The sequence below is a fragment of the Vibrio sp. SCSIO 43155 genome (assembly GCF_023716605.1).
GTDB lineage: Bacteria > Pseudomonadota > Gammaproteobacteria > Enterobacterales > Vibrionaceae > Vibrio > Vibrio harveyi.
In genome coordinates, this window is sequence record NZ_CP071852.1 from 2292214 (window position 1) to 2309064 (window position 16851).

Annotated in this window: 15 protein-coding genes and 1 other annotated feature; of the genes, 12 read left to right on the forward strand and 3 right to left on the reverse strand. The window is 45.7% G+C overall.

The annotated features are described in order from the left end of the window. On the forward strand, positions 1 to 321 hold the full coding sequence (locus J4N44_RS11025) for an HI1450 family dsDNA-mimic protein (RefSeq protein WP_005431208.1): 321 nt from the start codon (positions 1 to 3) through the stop codon (positions 319 to 321). Between the two features lie 164 nt (positions 322 to 485). Here the strand turns inward: J4N44_RS11025 and rluB are convergent, their stop codons facing one another. After that, positions 486 to 1424: a 23S rRNA pseudouridine(2605) synthase RluB gene (gene rluB, locus J4N44_RS11030; protein WP_005445061.1), complete on the reverse strand. Its 939-nt coding sequence runs from the start codon at positions 1422 to 1424 to the stop codon at positions 486 to 488. Between the two features lie 344 nt (positions 1425 to 1768). Here rluB and J4N44_RS11035 point away from each other — a divergent pair, with 344 nt between their 5' ends. Beyond that, complete coding sequence (locus tag J4N44_RS11035; protein WP_009698409.1) at positions 1769 to 2479, forward strand: calcium-binding protein; 711 nt, start codon at positions 1769 to 1771, stop codon at positions 2477 to 2479. A gap of 86 nt (positions 2480 to 2565) precedes the next feature. On the opposite strand, the gene J4N44_RS11040 is transcribed toward J4N44_RS11035, so the two are convergent. Then, positions 2566 to 3186 carry an L-threonylcarbamoyladenylate synthase gene (locus J4N44_RS11040; protein WP_005445057.1) on the reverse strand — a complete coding sequence of 207 codons (621 nt, stop codon included), beginning with the start codon at positions 3184 to 3186 and terminating at the stop codon, positions 2566 to 2568. Positions 3187 to 3247: 61 nt separating this feature from the next. Beyond that, positions 3248 to 4105 carry an RNase RNM gene (rnm, locus tag J4N44_RS11045; protein WP_005445055.1) on the reverse strand — a complete coding sequence of 286 codons (858 nt, stop codon included), beginning with the start codon at positions 4103 to 4105 and terminating at the stop codon, positions 3248 to 3250. 95 nt (positions 4106 to 4200) lie between these two features. Here rnm and trpL2 point away from each other — a divergent pair, with 95 nt between their 5' ends. The 10 genes from trpL2 to luxN all read left to right on the forward strand — a co-directional run bounded on the left by trpL2 (position 4201) and on the right by luxN (position 16757). Further along, a complete protein-coding gene (gene trpL2, locus J4N44_RS11050) occupies positions 4201 to 4326 on the forward strand; it encodes a tryptophan operon leader peptide (protein WP_005445052.1) in 126 nt (41 codons plus the stop codon). After that, positions 4273 to 4376, forward strand: a sequence feature (Trp leader region). (Overlaps the previous gene by 54 nt.) A gap of 126 nt (positions 4377 to 4502) precedes the next feature. Further along, positions 4503 to 6068 carry an anthranilate synthase component 1 gene (locus J4N44_RS11055; RefSeq protein WP_252044453.1) on the forward strand — a complete coding sequence of 522 codons (1566 nt, stop codon included), beginning with the start codon at positions 4503 to 4505 and terminating at the stop codon, positions 6066 to 6068. A 16-nt stretch (positions 6069 to 6084) separates the two neighbouring features. Further along, a complete protein-coding gene (locus tag J4N44_RS11060) occupies positions 6085 to 6693 on the forward strand; it encodes an aminodeoxychorismate/anthranilate synthase component II (RefSeq protein ID WP_038898629.1) in 609 nt (202 codons plus the stop codon). A gap of 38 nt (positions 6694 to 6731) precedes the next feature. Then, positions 6732 to 7742, forward strand: a complete 1011-nt coding sequence (gene trpD / locus J4N44_RS11065; RefSeq protein WP_050906934.1) for an anthranilate phosphoribosyltransferase — start codon at positions 6732 to 6734, stop codon at positions 7740 to 7742. Between the two features lie 13 nt (positions 7743 to 7755). Continuing rightward, positions 7756 to 9195 (forward strand): bifunctional indole-3-glycerol-phosphate synthase TrpC/phosphoribosylanthranilate isomerase TrpF, encoded by a 1440-nt coding sequence (trpCF, locus tag J4N44_RS11070; protein ID WP_252044454.1) that lies wholly within the window; start codon positions 7756 to 7758, stop codon positions 9193 to 9195. 64 nt (positions 9196 to 9259) lie between these two features. Continuing rightward, complete coding sequence (trpB, locus tag J4N44_RS11075; protein WP_005445041.1) at positions 9260 to 10450, forward strand: tryptophan synthase subunit beta; 1191 nt, start codon at positions 9260 to 9262, stop codon at positions 10448 to 10450. Then, positions 10450 to 11256 carry a tryptophan synthase subunit alpha gene (trpA, locus tag J4N44_RS11080; RefSeq protein WP_009698413.1) on the forward strand — a complete coding sequence of 269 codons (807 nt, stop codon included), beginning with the start codon at positions 10450 to 10452 and terminating at the stop codon, positions 11254 to 11256. Before trpB ends, trpA begins: the two co-directional genes overlap by 1 nt. A gap of 337 nt (positions 11257 to 11593) precedes the next feature. Beyond that, positions 11594 to 12853 (forward strand): dicarboxylate/amino acid:cation symporter, encoded by a 1260-nt coding sequence (locus tag J4N44_RS11085; protein ID WP_252044455.1) that lies wholly within the window; start codon positions 11594 to 11596, stop codon positions 12851 to 12853. A 162-nt stretch (positions 12854 to 13015) separates the two neighbouring features. Continuing rightward, on the forward strand, positions 13016 to 14215 hold the full coding sequence (locus J4N44_RS11090; protein WP_252044457.1) for an acyl-homoserine-lactone synthase: 1200 nt from the start codon (positions 13016 to 13018) through the stop codon (positions 14213 to 14215). Then, entirely contained in the window at positions 14208 to 16757 is a 2550-nt protein-coding gene (luxN, locus tag J4N44_RS11095; RefSeq protein WP_252044458.1) for a quorum-sensing autoinducer 1 sensor kinase/phosphatase LuxN, read from the forward strand. Before J4N44_RS11090 ends, luxN begins: the two co-directional genes overlap by 8 nt. Positions 16758 to 16851 lie beyond the last annotated feature (94 nt).

The window sequence follows — 16851 nt, forward strand, 5'->3', positions numbered from 1 at the left end:
ATGTCTGATTTGATTTCTTACGACGACGTTATCGACGCTGCGTACGACATCTTCCTTGAGATGGCTCCAGATAACCTAGAGCCCGCTGATGTCATTCTGTTTACTGCGCAATTTGAAGATCGTGGTGCCGCAGAACTTGTTGAAACTGGTGATGACTGGGTTGAACACGTTGGCTTCGATATCGACAAAGAAGTGTATGCAGAAGTTCGAATCGGCTTAGTAAACGAGGAAAATGACGTGCTTGATGACGTTTTTGCTCGTATGCTAATCAGTCGAGACCCAGAACATAAGTTCTGTCATATGCTTTGGAAACGTGACTAACGCTTTCCCTATCATGATCAAAAACACCAGCCTCATGCTGGTGTTTTTTTATGTTTATTAATTGCACAAGCATGATTGAAAGACATGAAAGCTCACAAACTCGAAAGGCTCGATAAGAAAAAGGCTTGCCGATTTGGCAAGCCTTTCTGATTTTCTGCTATCGATTAACGATGCTTGTTACGTGCACCTTGGTCACCTGCAGTCTTCTTCGGCTTACGACGAGAAGGATTGTTGCTGCGACCTTTTGGTGTGTTAACACGCTCTTCGTGACGCTTAACTGCGCGACGGATTTTTTGGCTACGAGCACGTTCACGCTTACGTGATGTGTTGTCTTTGTTCAGATCAAGCATGGTTTCTTTTTCTGGACGAAGTTCTACAAGCTCACGCAGGTAGTTCACTTCTTTCAGGTCAAGTTCCATCCAACCACCACGAGGTAGTTTCTTGTCTAGGAAGATATCACCGTAACGAACACGTTTTAGACGGCTAACCGTACATTCTTGAGATTCCCACAAACGACGAACCTCACGGTTACGACCTTCGTTAATTACTACGTAGAACGTGTGGTTCATACCTTCACCACCCGCGTGTACTACGTCTTCAAAACGAGCCATACCATCTTCAAGTTCTACACCACTTACTAGGTTACGAACTTTTTTCTCGTTCACTTCACCAAACACACGCACTAGGTATTCACGCTCAACCTGACGGCTTGGGTGCATTAGGCGGTTTGCCAATTCACCATCAGTTGTGAAAAGCAGTAGGCCAGATGTGTTCGCATCAAGACGACCAACTGAAATCCAACGAGAGCCACGAATTTTTGGCAGACGATCGAAAACAGTGCGACGACCTTCAGGGTCGTGACGAGTACATAGTTCACCTTCTGGCTTGTAGTAAGCCAATACACGACAGATCACTTCTTCTTGTGCCTTTGCAGACACAATGTGACCATCGATACGAACTACGCTGTTCTCATCTTCTAGTCTTTCACCAAGTTTAGCTACGATTCCGTTCACGCTAACGCGACCAGATTTAATTAACGATTCGATCTCACGACGAGAACCGTGTCCAGCACGTGCTAATACTTTTTGTAACTTTTCGCTCATTTATCTACCTATGTGTCGTCTTCACAGACGTCGAGACCAGAATTGGTCTTCATTGTGCAAGTTACCCAACCTATTGGGATTTTTTCGGTCGGACATTATACGAGATTCTACGACTTAATGTAAGCGAAATCGTCGACATTGGCGTAGCAAAATATCGGTCATAAACTCACACTTCCCTCATCAATTTGTCCAACTTAGTACCAGACAAAGACCATCGAGAACCGCACTATTATAGGTCGCCATTCACCTCTAAAAACCTGACCTACCTGATAAAATTATCAGAGTGGTAACAAAGAAAACCCAATAGCTTGCTAGCTCCCTCAAACAAAACAAAGGAATAATAAATGTCTCATACAAATCTTGACCTGAATTGGATATTTGGTACGGCAGCAGATGATGATCTAACGGGCACATTAGGTTCGAACACGACCGATATTTTTGTTGGCTTCGGCGGCGATGATAAGTTTGTTGGTTACGGCGGTAATGACTATGTCTATGGGGGTCGTGGTGACGATCACCTGTTAGGTGGCCGAGGTAATGATCTCATCTCAGGTGGCTCTGGTGATGATTTTCTGTCTGGCGGTCTAGGCAACGACCTGTTGTTTGGTGGTTGTGGCGACGATACGATTTTTGACTACTCAGGTAACAACTTCATCAACGCTGGTTGGGGCGATGATACCGTCGTGGTCGGTGACGGTCATTCGGTGATCGCTGGAGGTTGCGGTGATGACACTTTCGTAATGACCAATCGCCTTGCCATCGGTGTGCCAGACCAACCCGTCTCATCAAACGACATTGAAGTAAAAGCAGAAATTCTCGACTTTAATATTTGCCACGACAAGTTGGTCTTTGATATGGGTCTAGACACCAATGACGACGGCATTCGCGATACATTCTTGGATTCCGCCGACGATCTGACTCTGTCTTACAATGATTTCGGTTGGGCTGTATTCTCAAGCGATCAGTTCAATGTTGAAGTCACACTAAAAGGCATTGATGCGGGATACATGAACTACGTCGAACACCACGGCATTGATATCTTCGATTTCGCATAAGCTAAATGCTCAGCGATAGGCTTTATTAAAAATAAAAAGGGAGGCTTCTGTGCCTCCCTTTCTTATTTCATTACCAATAGAGCGAACTATTCAAATGGTGCAGGATCGCCCGAACCAACACGTGCTACAACAGCATCGCCTTCACTGAAATCAATCACTGTCGTTGGTTGCTCACCAAGATAACCGCCATTAAGGATCACATCTACCGCATGCTCAAGCTTATCGCGGATGTCTTCAGGATCTGACTCAGTAACATCACTACCCGGTAAGATCAGCGACGTCGACATCATTGGCTCGCCTAACGCTTCAAGCAGATCAAGTGCGATACGGTTATCTGGAACACGGATACCAATGGTCTTACGTTTCGCGTTCATCAAACGACGCGGCACTTCTTTTGTACCTTTGAAGATAAAAGTGTAAGGACCAGGAGTGTTATTTTTCAGAAGTCGGAATGCGGCGTTATCAACACGCGCATACAGAGATAACTCCGACAAATCACGACATAACAAAGTAAAGTTATGCTTGTCATCCAGACGACGAATCTGACAGATGCGTTCTAACGCCTGCTTGTTCTCCAATTGACAGCCTAGTGCATAACCGGAATCGGTCGGATACACCACAACACCGCCGTTACGAATGATTGCTACTGCTTGATTGATCAAGCGAGCCTGTGGGTTTTCTGGATGAACGTAAAAAAACTGGCTCATTGTAATTCCTCATTATCGAACCTCTCGGCTCTATATTTTTTTATGGAGTCTAGACTCCGTCTTATTCAGCGCTTTCTAGTGAAGGGTCAATTCCCCAATCTTTCCAAACTGGCTCTACGCCCGAAGGTAACCAAAGGTTTCTTCCCAACTCCATCCACGGTGATGGATAGTGAAAATCACTGCCTTGAGACGCTAATAGTTTGTATTGTATAGCATAATCCGCCAAGTTGCGTCTTTCTTGTTGCGCTTGTTGGGGTTGCGCCACTTCCATAGCGTCTCCACCAGCATCAACAAACGCGGCTAATAAGCGTTTTACCCACTTTGCCGTCAGTTGGTAACGCCCCGGATGCGCGAGTACCGCTTGGCCACCCGCGGCATGAATAGCATCTACCGCATCTTTCATTGAGCACCAGTTTGGTGGGACATAACCCGGATTGGTGCGCGTCAGAAACTTCTTAAACACCATCTGCATGGTCTTAGCATAACCGTTGTCGACCAACCACTTCGCAAAGTGCGCACGGGTAATAGGCGCATCACCAGCGATTTGCTGCACCTCTTCCAGCACACCTTCACGGGTCGCCTTCTGTAAACGTTCCGCGATAAGCTCTGCACGTGTAACGCGGTGCTTTTTTTGTTGCTCGATTAACTCAACCAACGCTGGGCTGTCCGGGTCAATGTTTAACCCAACAATATGAATATCTTTATTCTGCCAAACCGTGGAAATCTCGATACCGTTGATGATTTTTATCGGAAGATTATTTTCTTCAACGTATTGCTTGGCCGGAGCTAAGCCGTCAACCGTATCATGATCCGTGATCGCCAAAACCTCGATATCAAAACTCAATGCCCTGTCTACTAGATCATGTGGTGCAAAGCGACCATCTGATGCAGTGGTGTGGCTGTGTAAATCAATTCTCATTTTTTTGTCGTTTTAATGCTGTTTTGGGGTTGACTTTTTATCTCTGCACTAGTTAACTAGTACACAAATACGAAGTACCTAATTTAAGGCTCACCATGTTACAAGAATTTAACCAAAACCAGGAAGCGAAAGTTGCAGATCGTCTTAATAAGATGAATTCTGTTGATCTAGCTTGGTGGCGCACTTGGACAAGTTCTTGGTGGGCGAACGTGTACTTCTAGTTTAACGAATGAAATGTCACAAAGCCCGCTACTTCAGCGGGCTTTTTGTTTTGCCGTCTACCTCACAGTTAACTGCTCAAACATTCATCGGATATGACCAAAACTAGATTGGGTGAACGTTTGCTTTATGCGACTATGTACGGCAGGAAGATATAAAACAGCTATAAGGAGGTCTTGTGAACAAGGCCATTGAAATTAAGAAACTTGGACAGCTTGAAGTACTGACGGCTTCCGTCCCTTATACTCAAGACCCGACTCGCTTGTTCCACACATTATGTGAGAACAAAACTGACAGTCTGTTGCTGGAATCTGCTGAGATCGATTCAAAGCAAGATTTGAAGTCGCTGTTGATTGTTGATTCAGCCGTACGCATCGTTTGTTACGGTCACACTGTCAAGATGCAAGCGTTGACCAATAACGGTAAGAACCTACTAACTCACTTAAACCAAAACATCCGTGGTGATGTCGAGAGTGAGCTCGATGGCGAAACACTGACTTTAGATTTCACCCACCCGTGCGACACGCTAGATGAAGACTCTCGACTGCGTGAAGCCTCTTCATTTGATGCGCTGCGTTTGGTTCAGCACAGCTTCGATATCTCGGACCAAGACAAACACGCGATTTTCCTTGGTGGTTTGTTTGCCTACGATTTGGTCGCTAACTTCGAACCACTGGGCCATGCAGAAGCCACGAACCAATGCCCAGATTACGTTTTCTACGTCGCCGAAACACTGCTGGTTGTGGACCACCAAACAGAATCTTGTCAGCTGCAAGCAACTTTATTTGTTGATGATTCAGAAAAAACAGCGCTAGAAACTCGCATCTCAGAAATCAGTGCACAATGCGCAGCACCAAAACTACTGCCAAGTGCAGAGCAAATCGCGGATGTGACAGTTAGACCAAGCGTGTCTGACGATGACTTCTGCCAAATCGTTCGTGACCTAAAAGAGTTCGTCGTAAAAGGGGATGTATTCCAAGTCGTACCGTCTCGCCGATTTACGCTACCTTGCCCTTCTCCATTGACAGCTTATAAAGAGCTAAAACAGAGCAACCCAAGCCCTTACATGTTCTACATGCAAGACGAGCTGTTCACTCTATTCGGAGCATCACCAGAGAGTGCGCTCAAGTACGAAACAGACACTAACCAAATTGAAATCTACCCAATCGCAGGGACTCGCCGCCGTGGCAAACGTCCAAACGGTGATATCGATTTTGACTTGGATAGCCGTATCGAACTCGAATTGCGCACTGACATGAAAGAAAACGCTGAGCACATGATGCTAGTCGACTTAGCACGAAATGACGTCGCACGTATTGCTCAAGCTGGAACTCGCCACGTCGCAGACTTACTCAAAGTCGACCGCTACAGCCACGTAATGCACTTGGTATCTCGTGTCGTTGGGCAACTACGTAACGATCTAGACGCCCTGCACGCTTACCAAGCTTGTATGAACATGGGCACACTAACTGGCGCACCAAAGATTCGTGCAATGCAGTTGATTCGTGATGTAGAGGGCGCACGCCGCGGTAGCTACGGAGGCGCAGTAGGTTACCTTACCGGCGAAGGTACATTAGATACTTGTATCGTTATCCGCTCAGCTTATGTTGAGAACGGCATTGCTCAAGTTCAAGCAGGCGCAGGTGTGGTGTTTGATTCTGATCCACAAGCAGAAGCAGACGAAACACGCGGGAAAGCCCAAGCGGTAATTTCTGCTATTCAAGCAGCACATAAGTCACAATAAGGAATAGGGTTCAGAGATGGCTAATATCATTTTTATCGATAACTTTGACTCGTTCACCTACAACCTTGTGGATCAGTTCCGCTCGCTAGGTCACTCAGTCAAGATTTACCGAAACAACATTCCAGCAAAAACCATTGAACAAGCAGTGAATGAGCTTGAGAACCCTGTAGTACTGCTATCGCCAGGTCCTGGTGCGCCGTCTGAAGCAGGCTCAATGCCAGAGCTAATTCAATTGCTGAAAGGCAAAGTTCCTATGATTGGTATTTGTCTTGGTCACCAAGCAATTGTTGAAGCTTACGGCGGTACCGTTGCTGGTGCAGGCGAAATCATTCACGGGAAGGTCTCTATGATGGAGCACCAAAACCATGCGATTTACCAAAACCTACCATCACCACTTGCAATTGCACGTTACCACTCGTTAGTTGCAACCAAGGTTCCTGAGAGCCTAACCATCACAGCAGAAGTGGATGATTTGGTCATGTCTGTTGTACATGAAGAAGATAAAGTTTGCGGGTTCCAGTTCCACCCGGAATCTATTATGACGACCTACGGAGCGACACTGTTGGCCAATGCCATTGAATGGGCACTCGAAGTACAAACTTCAGTGAATTCCCTCACTGCTTAAAAAAGCGCTTGGCACATAAGAAATTTAGGAGAGGAAATATGGAAGCAATCATCAACCCTATTATTACCAAGTTGTACGAGCAAGAGTCACTGACTCAGGAAGAGAGCCAACAACTGTTCGACATCATCATCCGTGGTGAACTCGATCCGATTTTGATGGCATCAGCACTGACTGCACTAAAAATCAAAGGCGAAACACCGGATGAAATTGCGGGTGCGGCAAAAGCACTGCTGGCAAACGCAAACCCATTTCCTCGCCCAGATTACGATTTCGCAGATATCGTAGGTACTGGTGGAGACGGTCACAACACCATCAATATTTCAACCACCGCGGCATTTGTTGCTGCAGCATGTGGTCTAAAAGTGGCAAAACACGGCAACCGCAGCGTTTCAAGCAAATCGGGTTCTTCTGATCTTCTTGATTCATTTGGTATCAACCTAGCCATGAGCGCAGAAGATACGCGCAAAGCGGTCGACGATATCGGTGTTGCTTTCCTATTTGCACCTCAATACCACGGTGGTGTGCGCCATGCGATGCCTGTGCGTCAAACTATGAAAACACGCACCATCTTTAACATTCTTGGTCCGCTGATTAACCCAGCTCGTCCAAACATCGAATTGATGGGTGTTTACAGTGAAGAACTGGTTCGTCCTATCGCGGAAACCATGCTACAAATGGGTATGAAGCGCGCCGCAGTGGTACACGGAAGTGGTTTGGACGAAGTCGCGATTCATGGCGAAACAACGGTTGCAGAAATCAAAGACGGCAAGATCACTGAGTACACGCTAACACCAGCAGACTTCGGTCTAGAAGCGCACCCGTTAGAAGCAATCAAAGGTGGCGATCCTGAAGAAAACAAGGCGATCATTACCAATATCCTGACGGGTAAAGGTACAGACGCACAATTGGGTGCAGTGGCAGTGAACGTTGCTCTGCTAATGCGTCTATTCGGTTACGAAGATTTAAAAGCCAACACGCAACAAGCGATTGAGGCAATGAATTCAGGCAAGGCGTACCAATTGGTACAACAACTTGCCACACACGCTTAAGGAATTGAAGAAGATGACTGACTTCAACACTCAGCAAGCTGACAACCTGTCTGAACACGTTTCTAAGAAAGAAGCAGAAATGGCAGAAGTACTGGCGAAAATTGTCCGCGACAAATATCAATGGGTAGCAGACCGTAAGGTGTCTCAACCGCTAAGCACATTTCAGTCTGATTTGCTGCCATCGGACCGCTGCTTCTACGATGCTCTGAGTGGCGAAAAGACGGCATTCATCACCGAATGTAAGAAGGCATCTCCTTCTAAAGGTTTGATTCGTGATCACTTCGACTTGGATTACATTGCATCGGTTTATAACAACCATGCTGATGCCATTTCAGTATTAACAGACGAAAAGTACTTCCAAGGTAACTTTGACTTTCTTCCTCAAGTGCGTGGTCAAGTCAAACAACCCGTTCTGTGCAAAGACTTTATGGTAGATGCCTACCAAGTTTACCTAGCACGTCATTACAGCGCCGATGCCGTATTGCTGATGCTTTCAGTCCTGAATGACGAAGAGTACAAAGCGCTAGAAGAAGCGGCACACAGTTTAAACATGGGTATTCTGACTGAAGTTAGCAACGAAGAAGAGCTTCATCGCGCGGTTAAGTTAGGAGCGCGTGTTATCGGAATCAATAATCGTAACTTGCGCGACCTAAGTACTGATTTGAATCGTACTAAAGAACTGGCACCAACAATTCGCGAATTGGCACCAAACGCAACCGTGATTTCAGAGTCTGGCATTTATACGCATCAACAAGTTCGTGATTTAGTGGAATACGCAGACGGGTTTTTGATTGGTAGCTCGCTGATGGCAGAAGACAACCTAGAGCTTGCGGTTCGTAAAGTGACGTTGGGTGAAAACAAGGTGTGTGGCTTAACTCATCCTGATGATGCAGCAATGGCATACCAAGCTGGCTCAGTGTTTGGCGGTCTAATTTTTGTTGAAAAGTCAGAGCGTGCTGTGGATCTGGAAAGTGCTCGTCTAACGATGAGTGGCGCACCTCTTCATTATGTAGGTGTATTCCAAAACCACGACATCGACTTTGTAGCTTCAATGGTGACCTCTCTGGGGTTAAAAGCAGTCCAACTGCACGGTCAAGAAGATCAAGCTTACGTCAACCAACTCAAAGCAGAGCTGCCATCAGGTGTTGAAATCTGGAAAGCTTACGGCGTTACTGATGCCAAGCCAGAACTGCTTGTAGATAACATAGACCGCCACCTTTTGGATGCTCAAGTTGGCACTCAAACAGGCGGAACAGGTCACGTGTTTGATTGGTCACTGATCGGCGACCCAAGTCAAATTATGCTGGCTGGCGGGTTGTCGCCAGAGAATGCAAGACAAGCAGCAAATTTGGGCTGCTTGGGACTAGATTTAAATTCTGGTGTAGAAAGCGCACCAGGTAAGAAAGATTCACAGAAGTTGCTCGCGGCATTCAATGCAATTCGCAACTACTAAAGCTGTTTGTAGCTAAAAATTTAAAGCTATTCGTAGCGAAAAAAATACGAGAAGGAATATCACGATGGCAAAACTGAATGCCTACTTTGGCGAATACGGCGGTCAGTACGTTCCGCAAATTCTAGTTCCAGCCTTAGAGCAACTAGAGCAAGCGTTTATCGACGCACAAGAAGATCCAGAATTCCGCAGTGAATTCATGACGCTTCTTCAAGAGTATGCGGGGCGTCCAACAGCTCTGACTCTAACTCGTAACCTAACTAAAGGTACGAAAACCAAACTGTACCTCAAGCGTGAAGATCTACTTCATGGTGGCGCACACAAAACTAACCAAGTGTTAGGTCAAGCGCTGCTTGCGAAACGCATGGGTAAAAACGAAATCATCGCAGAAACCGGCGCAGGTCAACACGGCGTAGCAACTGCACTAGCGTGTGCGCTACTTGGTCTGAAATGTCGTGTTTATATGGGTGCAAAAGACGTTGAACGTCAAAGCCCGAACGTATTCCGTATGAAACTCATGGGTGCTGAAGTAATTCCGGTTCACTCAGGTTCAGCAACACTTAAAGACGCATGTAACGAAGCGCTACGCGACTGGTCTGCAACTTATGAAGACGCGCACTACCTACTAGGTACAGCTGCAGGTCCTCACCCATTCCCAACGATCGTTCGTGATTTCCAGAGAATGATTGGTGAAGAAACGAAGAATCAGATTTTGGCACGTGAAGGTCGTCTTCCTGACGCCGTTATCGCGTGTGTCGGTGGCGGCTCAAACGCGATTGGTATGTTTGCTGACTTTATCGAAGAAGAAAGCGTTCGCCTAATTGGTGTAGAACCTGCGGGTAAAGGCATCGATACAGACCAACATGGTGCACCACTTAAGCACGGTAAAACGGGTATCTTCTTTGGTATGAAAGCACCTTTGATGCAAGATCCAAACGGTCAGGTAGAAGAGTCTTACTCTGTTTCTGCGGGTCTAGACTTCCCATCTGTAGGTCCACAGCATGCGCATCTTAACGCTATTGGTCGTGCCGAATATGACAACGTCACCGATGATGAAGCACTAGAAGCATTTCAAGAAATTGCGCGTCATGAAGGTATTATTCCTGCTCTCGAATCTTCTCATGCACTGGCACACGCCCTGCGTATGGCTCGAGAGAACCCAGAAAAAGAGCAATTGTTAGTTGTAAACCTATCAGGTCGTGGTGATAAAGATATCTTCACTGTGCACGCCATCCTAGAAGAAAAAGGAGCGATCTAATGAGCCGTTATGCAAAGATGTTTGAGCGCCTAAACGAGAAAAACCAAGGCGCGTTTGTACCGTTCGTAACGGTTTGCGATCCAAACGCTGAACAGTCCTACCAAATCATGGAAACGCTCGTGGAGTCCGGTGCAGATGCTTTAGAGCTGGGTATCCCATTCTCTGATCCACTGGCAGATGGTCCGACAATTCAAGGGGCGAACATTCGTGCTCTAGAATCTGGTGCTACGCCTGATATCTGCTTCGAGCAAATTGGTAAGATCCGAGCGAAATACCCCGAGCTACCAATTGGTCTTCTGATGTACGCAAACCTTGTTTACTCACGTGGTATCGAGAACTTCTATGAGCGTTGTGCAAAAGCGGGCATCGATTCTGTTCTGATTGCAGACGTACCAACCAACGAAAGTGCAGAGTTTGTCGCAGCCGCTGAGAAGTTTGGTATTCACCCAATCTTTATCGCGCCACCTACAGCCAGCGACGAAACGCTTAAGCAAGTATCAGAGCTTGGCGGTGGGTATACTTATCTACTCTCTCGTGCCGGCGTTACTGGTGCAGAAACCAAAGCAAACATGCCAGTTGGTCATATGCTAGATAAGCTGAACCAATTCAATGCGCCACCAGCGTTACTCGGTTTTGGTATCTCAGAGCCAGCTCAAGTAAAAGAAGCACTAGAATCAGGTGCTGCAGGTGCTATCTCTGGTTCGGCTGTTGTGAAGATCATTGAAGCAAACGTAGAGCAACCGCAAACCATGCTCAACAAGCTTGGCGAGTTTGTATCAGCAATGAAAGCTGCAACACAAAAATAACGTATTACTGATTTGTGGAATATGAGATCGATTCCTTATTAACCATTCGGAATCGATCTTTTTTTTAACATCCATTCTCTAAATTCTCCTCTTCCTTACCATCTATTTTATAAACATCACCCAGTAAAAATATCACTACGATCGATAGCAATCGTTTGCTTCTGATTAAAAAACTATCATTCATCAATAAATTCCCAGTTAGTTGGTCAGTTTGTACGGAAATTGTATTGCTAATTGTGAATGATAAGTGTAAAAAGCAAGGCGATATAATTATCCAAATAACAACTTTAGATTGGTGGGTAATTTTAGGATTTTACATATTATTAGCACAGAGGTTATGGAAGTGTTAAAACAAAAGAGTTTGCTAAACAACATTGGCGTGCAAGTCGTCATTGCAATGATCGTGGGTACTGCCGTTGGTGCCTTCATGGGTCAAAGTGCGACTGTATTCGCGCCGCTTGGTTCTATCTTTATCAACCTGATCAAAATGCTTGTGATCCCTTTGGTTGCAGTGGCGCTGATCTCAGGTGCGGCTGGTCTAGGTAACAGCCAATCTGCAGGTAAAGTGGGGTTAGTAACCCTAGGTTACTTCGGTCTAACGTCAGCGCTCGCTGTTGCACTAGCGCTGTTTATGGGTGAAGTATTCCAACCGGGCATGGGTATCGACGTTTCTGGCGTTGAAGGCATGTTTTCTGCTGAGTACGCTTCAAAAGGTGAACTACCTACTTTCTGGGCTACCATCACTGGTATGATTCCAACGAACGTTTTCCAATCACTAAACGAAGCGAACATCCTTCAGATCCTTGTGTTCTGTATGTTCTTCGGTATTGCGATTTCAAAACAAGAAAAAGCACGCCGTGAACCAATCATCAATGGCGTAAACTGCATCGTTGACGCAATGGTTTGGATGATCAACAAGGTCATGATTATTGCCCCTATTGGTGTATTCGGTCTTATGGCTGAAGCTGTGGGTACGTTCGGGTTTGGCGCTCTAATGGTAGTGTTCAAGCTTTTCGTTGTTTACGTTGCAGCAATCCTTGTCTTCGGTTTCGTTGTGTACCCAGCAATGGTGCACATCTTCACTAAGACATCGGCGAAAAAGTTCGTATCTGCAATGAAGAAGCCACAAGCGGTTGCCCTGTCTACAGCTTCATCGATGGCGACACTACCAGTTACAATGGATACGTGTGAGAAAGAGCTGGGCGTTAAAAACTCAACAGCATCCTTTGTTCTTCCTCTTGGCGCAACCATCAACATGTCCGGTAACGCAATTTACTATGGTCTGGTTGCAATTTTCTTCGCGCAACTGTTCAACATCGACTTAGGCATGGGCGCGTACATCGCTATCATCGTGACTTCAACGTTAGGTGCAGTAGGTCAAGCTGGTGTTCCAGGCCCGTCATTCCTAGTCGTTGCAGTACTGCTTGCTGCAGGTATTCCAATCGAAGGTCTGCCACTATTGTTCGCTCTAGACCGTATCTTCGATATGATTCGTACCGCACTAAACATCACCGGTGACGCTGCATGTGCAGTTATCGTAGATGCTTTAGTTGAAGAAGAAGCGGCACAAGTTGAGCTTCAAAAGCAAGAAGCATAAGCCTGAACGCTTTTTAAACAAGCCGCTCAAAAGAGCGGCTTTTTTTGTACTTAACATTGCAGTAAGTAACCATTTAAATAGAAACCAATGGCATATTTTTTCTCAAGTGATATAAGGGAGCCATAAACATAAAAAATCAATAAACCTAGGCTAGGTTGAACCATGAAATTTACGTCGTCTTTAGGCTCACTGTCGACGAGCTGTCTGCCTATCGAAACAAAACAGCAAGCATTGCTTGAACTCGTCATCAACGCATATCAACCGCATGAGCGCGCTGCTCTATTTCAGACTATTACTGATTATCGCAGAAACCAATTAGTCTCTATCTTCCCTGAACATCAGGACAACAGCTTTTCTGTGCTGTTCGAATTGATGGACTATCGAGATCTTGTGCAACGTTACCCAAGCACACTTTCAGCCGATATTGCTTTGCTAGAAAAAGTCGTCGGTCAATGTTACATGCATTGGCTCGAGTTTTGGTGCGCGTGCGAAATTGCCGCGATCAAAGCCAAAGCTCCATTCACAACGTCTGCCCCTACTTCGCCCTCCTTGCCATTTAAGGACAGCGCGTACTACGGCGTATTGATTGAGCGAATAGAAGATGCGCAACTTGCGGTACAAATCCCCAGCCATCCGCATGCAATGTCAATCAGTGATGCAATTACATTGAGTAATCTTGAGCTTTTTATACAAGGTGAAAAGTGGTACGAAATGTTGCCTTTACTCTTTCTATCTCAAGTCGGTAAGCACTTCATCTTACTCAAGCACCCTGATGAAGAATCGTGTCCAACGCTCGTTGCTTCAGCTTTGATTCAGGATTGGCAGATACACAATACATGGCTAAGTTATGCGCCGCAGTTTAGCAATGCAAAGTGGCATTATTGCTTACCAGAACACGCAGAAGAGACCCTAGCTCGCTTACAGCTGTTTACATCGCCAACACTGTCAAAGTGTTACTCTCTCCAAGAATTTGATAACGAATTCAAGTTACAATTGTCTGATAAAAAATCGGTATGCGAAGTATTGCGGCTGACGGTAAGTGGAAATGCTCAACAAAAGCTCTACTATCTCTATCTTGCTCAAAAAGAATTAATGAGTGTTTTGCACCAAGCAGGTTACAAAGTCGGCTTCACAATCATTGAGCAACCTTTCATGCTCAACTTTTATAAAGCAATTGATAAAGAAGCGTATTTCCATTCGGGATATTGCGACCTAAACAGTGACGGTAAACAGACTTACCGTGGATTTTGGACTTTTGAAATGATGGTCAAAGCCTTCAATAACATCGATTTTCGCCACTACAAACGCACCGTAAGTGCGATAAGAAAAGGCAAATCGGTCGAAAGGGACGAACATGTTTGATCTCAGCTTAGAGGCAATCGTTTACACCAAAGCCATCACGTTACTTGCGACAGTGGCGGTGGTGATGATCTGGTTAAGCTATTACTGCTATCGACTCAAACAAAAGAACGAAGTGATCTTTGGTACACACCATGCGCCCTACATTGCGTATTCAGGGTGTATCATTGCGTGGATCAGCAGTAACGCTTACTTCCATACTAATCTCTTGCCTGAGCTTGGTGCTTCGGCGGGTATCTTTATGGCGAAGTTTGCTAACTTAGCATCCTTTTTTGCTTTCGCCTTTGCTTACTATTTTTCTTGCCAGCTTGCGGCAGAGCAACGCAAAGGCAAAGTGCATTTGTGGCAGCAAGGTATCTTTGTCACCTTGACGGTGTATTCACTGTTTATCAATTTGCGTCCAGATTTGACAGTCGAACACGTCGATATTGAAGGTCCTAGCCAGTTTGTTATCGAATTTGGCTCACACACGTCCTATTTCTTTATTGGTTTGGTCAGTTTCGTTGTGCTCACTTTGGTCAACCTCGTCGCCATGCGAGCAAACAGCAGCAAACTTACGCTAGCAAAAACCAACTACATGATCGCGGGCATTTTAGTATTCATGCTCTCTACCGCGACCATTCATCTTGGTATGACCTACTTCTTGGGTGATTTCTCTCTGACATGGTTGCCACCCGCGCTGTCGATCAGTGAGATGCTCTTTGTCGGGTATGCACTGCTGACCTCGCGCTTCTACAGCGTGAAGTACCTAGCGTACATGACGTTAAGTGCCTTATTGGTATGTGCTATTTTCGTGCTTCCATTGGGGGCTATCTTTATCCCGATGACTGACAATAACCAATGGTTAATTGCCACGCCGATCTGCGCTTTAATCGGGATCACTTGGGGCTTGCTATACAAACGCGTAAGCCGTTACGCCTCTTTCCTGATTTACGGTGATAAAAAGACACCTGTCCAACAAATATTGGCGCTAGAAGAGGACTTTAAACTCTCAATTGATGATGCAATGCGCCGCTTAGGAACACTGCTGCAGATTCCTAATGACAAGCTGCGCCTGGTCACCAGTAACTACAATGAAACATTCTACGAAGATTACCTTTCATCAAACAATTCAGTGCTTGTCTTTGATGAGCTTTCTGAAGAACTTGAATACAAAGTTCCAGCTAAGCGTTCAATGAAAGCGCTTTACGATAAGATGAGTTCGAACAATACAGCATTGGTGATGCCGCTGTTTGGTCAGGGTAAATCTGTCACGCACCTATTGGTCTCGCCGCATAAAATCAACAATCAGATGTTCTCTAACGAGGAAATCTCCGCCTTGCAGACGCTGCTTACTCGAGTACAAAGCACGATCGAAGCAGATCGCCGTATTCGCCAAAGCCGAGCACTTGCCAATTCGATTGCTCACGAGATGCGCAACCCACTCGCCCAAGTGCAGTTGCAATTTGAAGCCTTAAAGCAGCACATCGAATCTCAAGCACCGACCGAACAGATCTTGGTTGATATTGAGAATGGACAAACAGCGATCCAACGCGGCCGCCAATTAATCGATATCATTTTGCGCGAGGTCAGTGATAGCTCACCTGAGCACGAGCCGATTGCCATGACCTCTATCCATAAGGCTGTAGACCAAGCCGTAAGTCGCTACGGTTTTGAAAATGAGAAGATTATTGAACGAATCCGCTTACCGCAACACGCTGACTTTGTGGCAAAACTTAATGAAACCTTATTCAACTTTGTCATTTTCAATCTCATTCGCAACGCAATTTACTATTTTGACTCTTATCCAGACAGTCAAATTGAGATCAGCACCAAAACCGGTTCTTACGAGAACGTACTGATCTTTCGAGATACAGGTCCAGGCATAGACGAAACCATTTCTCATAAAATTTTTGATGACTTTTTCTCACATCAAAAGAGTGGCGGCAGTGGCTTAGGGTTGGGCTACTGTCAACGCGTCATGCGATCGTTTGGTGGACGAATTGAATGTGTATCGAAACGCGGTGAGTTTACCGAGTTCCATCTGTATTTCCCTGTAGTGCCCAACGCACCGAAAGCAGAAACACTGCGGACTCCGTATTTCAATGACTGGAAACAAAACCAGCCACGCACTGAACAAAACGTCGTTGACAACGTATCATTAAATAAAGATGCACCAACAGTACTCATTGTTGATGACAAAGAGGTGCAACGTGCGTTGGTGAAGATGTATTTAAACCAACTCGGCGTGAATAGCCTGCAAGCCAACAACGGTGAGAATGCCGTTGAAATGTTTAAAAACCACTCCGTGGATTTGGTTTTAATGGATGTGCAGATGCCTGTGATGAATGGCTTTGAAGCGAGTAAGCACATCAAAGCAATGTCCGCTTATACCCCTATCATCGCTTTATCTGGAGAGTCCGGAGAACGTGAACTGGAGATGATTAGTAAGCTCATGGATGGACGGTTAGAGAAGCCCACCACCTTGGCTGCTCTACGTCATGTTCTCAAAGAGTGGCTAGATAAGGACGCGGCTTCGCACACTTTTGAAACACAGAGCGAATAGTTGGCACCTGATATGCATTACTGAAGTACAAATCGAATTATCCATTGATTCAAGCCCTCAACAACAAGGAAGAGTCGCTTGATAAGGAGTGAAC

What these genes read in the sequence shown, in the direction of transcription:
- trpL2 (WP_005445052.1), top strand. Translation starts at nt 4,201, where the DNA reads ATGTTACAAGAATTTAACCAAAACCAGGAAGCGAAAGTTGCAGATCGT.
- trpA (WP_009698413.1), top strand. Translation starts at nt 10,450, where the DNA reads ATGAGCCGTTATGCAAAGATGTTTGAGCGCCTAAACGAGAAAAACCAA.
- luxN (WP_252044458.1), top strand. Translation starts at nt 14,208, where the DNA reads ATGTTTGATCTCAGCTTAGAGGCAATCGTTTACACCAAAGCCATCACG.
- J4N44_RS11025 (WP_005431208.1), top strand. Translation starts at nt 1, where the DNA reads ATGTCTGATTTGATTTCTTACGACGACGTTATCGACGCTGCGTACGAC.
- trpCF (WP_252044454.1), top strand. Translation starts at nt 7,756, where the DNA reads ATGACTGACTTCAACACTCAGCAAGCTGACAACCTGTCTGAACACGTT.
- J4N44_RS11090 (WP_252044457.1), top strand. Translation starts at nt 13,016, where the DNA reads ATGAAATTTACGTCGTCTTTAGGCTCACTGTCGACGAGCTGTCTGCCT.
- J4N44_RS11060 (WP_038898629.1), top strand. Translation starts at nt 6,085, where the DNA reads ATGGCTAATATCATTTTTATCGATAACTTTGACTCGTTCACCTACAAC.
- J4N44_RS11035 (WP_009698409.1), top strand. Translation starts at nt 1,769, where the DNA reads ATGTCTCATACAAATCTTGACCTGAATTGGATATTTGGTACGGCAGCA.
- rluB (WP_005445061.1), bottom strand. Translation starts at nt 1,424, where the DNA reads ATGAGCGAAAAGTTACAAAAAGTATTAGCACGTGCTGGACACGGTTCT.
- trpB (WP_005445041.1), top strand. Translation starts at nt 9,260, where the DNA reads ATGGCAAAACTGAATGCCTACTTTGGCGAATACGGCGGTCAGTACGTT.
- J4N44_RS11040 (WP_005445057.1), bottom strand. Translation starts at nt 3,186, where the DNA reads ATGAGCCAGTTTTTTTACGTTCATCCAGAAAACCCACAGGCTCGCTTG.
- rnm (WP_005445055.1), bottom strand. Translation starts at nt 4,105, where the DNA reads ATGAGAATTGATTTACACAGCCACACCACTGCATCAGATGGTCGCTTT.
- J4N44_RS11085 (WP_252044455.1), top strand. Translation starts at nt 11,594, where the DNA reads ATGGAAGTGTTAAAACAAAAGAGTTTGCTAAACAACATTGGCGTGCAA.
- trpD (WP_050906934.1), top strand. Translation starts at nt 6,732, where the DNA reads ATGGAAGCAATCATCAACCCTATTATTACCAAGTTGTACGAGCAAGAG.